Annotated in this window: 2 protein-coding genes; both read left to right on the top strand. The window is 68.7% G+C overall.

Annotated features, from left to right (window positions below):
- Nucleotides 1–696: FAD binding domain-containing protein (locus EN969_RS27515; protein ID WP_127419562.1), on the top strand; the 696-nt coding region annotated here is incomplete at its 5' end.
- Nucleotides 686–2,275 (top strand): xanthine dehydrogenase family protein molybdopterin-binding subunit (locus EN969_RS27510; RefSeq protein WP_164758542.1); only part of this gene is annotated, 1,590 nt, incomplete at its 3' end. The genes EN969_RS27515 and EN969_RS27510, both read left to right, overlap by 11 nt.

Raw genomic sequence — 2,275 nt, 5'->3', positions numbered from 1 at the left:
TTCTACGACACCGCCAGCGCCTGCAACAGGCGCCAGCCAGGCACCGGCTGCGACGCGCTGGAAGGCGAAAACCGCCTGCACGCCGTGCTCGGCTGGAGCGACGCCTGCATCGCCACCCACCCGTCGGATTTCTGCGTGCCGCTGGTGGCGCTCGACGCCGTGGTCGAGATCGAAGGCAAGAAGGGCCGGCGCCATGTTTCGCTGGAGGAATTTCACCGGCTTCCCGGCGAAACGCCGCAGCGGGAGAATGCGCTGGAGCCCGGCGACCTGATCGTGGCGGTGCGCCTGCCGGCGGAGGCTGCCTCCTTCTCCGCCAATGCCCGTTACCTCAAAGTCCGCGAACGCACCTCCTATGCCTTTGCCGTCGTATCGGCCGCGGCAGCGCTCGTCGTCGACGGCGGCAAGATCCGCGCCGCAAGGCTGGCGCTGGGCGGCGTCGCGGCTAAGCCGTGGCGGGCACGCTCGGCGGAAGCCGTCCTGCTTGGCGCGGACGCCAGCGAGGCGACCTTCGCCAGCGCCGCGGACGCTGCCTTGGCCGATGCCAGCCCTTCCGGCGACAATGCCTTCAAGATCGAGCTTGCCCGCCGCATCGTGATCAGGGCGCTGATCTCTGCGCTTTCGGGAACGCCCGAGCGTCTGCCGGCCCTTCCTGCCTCCCCGTTCTCGAACATTCCTGGAGCGCGCCATGACGCTTGAACTCAGCCTCAACCAGCAACCCGCCCATGCCCGGCAAGGCTCTAGCATCGGCCAGCCGCTGACCCGCCGCGACGGCTTTCTGAAAGTCACCGGAGCCGCGCGCTATGCCGCCGACAACCATCCGCCCGGCATGCTCTACGCCGTGCTGGCGGTCAGCAGCATCGCACGCGGCCGCGTCGCCGCGCTGGATGTCGAGGCGGCCAAGGCATACAGAGGCGTGGTCGAGGTGATGACGCCCAAGAACCGGCCAGCGCTCGCTGCCGATCCGGACGCCAAGGACCATCCCTTCATGTTCCGGCTCGACCTCTTGCAGAACGACCAGGTCCGCTACCCCAATCAGAGCATCGCCGTGGTGATCGCCGAGACGCTGGAGGCGGCGACCGAGGGGGCGGCGCTGCTGTCGCCGCGCTATGAAGTGATGCCGGCGCGCGTTGGCCTCGACGGCGCCGAAAATTTCGTGCCGCGTGCTGTCGGCGTCGGCGGTCCGGCCGTGCAGCACAAGGGCGATGTCGAGGTCGGCCTTAAATCCGCAAAGACGCGGATCGAAGCCACCTACGAGACGCCGGCCCAGTACCACAACGCCATGGAGCCGCATGCGATCGTCGTCGCCTGGGAAGGCGACACACTGTCGATCGACACACCGAGCCAGGGCCTTGCCATGGCGCAGGGCCGCATCGCCGGCCTGTTCGGCATCGCGCCGGAGAACATCCACATCCGCAGCCCGTTCCTGGGTGGCGGCTTCGGTTCGAAAGGCATGATCTCCGGGCCGCAGGTGCTCGGCATCCTGGCGGCGCGTCTCGTCGGCCGTCCGGTCAAGCTGGTGCTGCGACGTGAGCAGATGTACGGGCCGGTCGGCCACCGTGCGCCGACGCGCCAGACGCTGCGCATGGGCATGGATGGCGAAGGGCGGCTGACGGCACTCGACCATCACGCCAAGACCGCGTCGAGCACGTTCGACGATTTCTTCGAACCGGCGGCGGATGCCTCGCACACGCTCTATGCCAGCCCGGCCATCGCCACCTCGCACGATGCGGTGCGGCTCGATACCGGTACGCCGCTGTTCATGCGGGCGCCCGGCGAAGCCACCGGCTCGATCGCGCTGGAGAGCGCTATCGATGAGGCAGCCTACGCCTGCGGCATGGACCCGCTGGAATTCCGGCTGCGGAACTATGCCGAGGTCGAGCCGATGACCGGCAAGCCGTTTTCCTCCAAGGCGCTGCGCGAATGCTACAGGCAAGCGGCCGAGACGTTCGGCTGGGCGAGCCGCCCGCTTCAGCCTCGGCTGATGCGCGACGCCGACGGTTTCCTGACCGGCTGGGGCATGGGCACGGCGACCTTCCCGGCGATCATGTTCCAGGCCGAAGCGCGGGCGGTGCTGAGAGCCGATGGCAGCGGCGTGATGGAGACCGGCGCTCAGGACATGGGGCAAGGCGCCTGGACCGCCTTCGCCCAGATCGCCGCCGACGGACTGGGACTGGATATCGACCAGGTCGATTTCAGGGCCGGCAGCTCCGATCTGCCCAATGCAGGCATTGCCGGCGGCTCCGGCCACACGGCGACGGCCGGCATGGCGATCCAC

Source organism: Mesorhizobium sp. M7A.F.Ca.CA.003.01.2.1 (assembly GCF_003998945.1).
In the GTDB taxonomy this organism is placed as follows: Bacteria; Pseudomonadota; Alphaproteobacteria; order Rhizobiales; family Rhizobiaceae; genus Mesorhizobium; species Mesorhizobium ciceri.
Note: the sequence above shows the minus strand (reverse complement) of the source record. Positions and strands in the feature narration are given on the sequence as shown.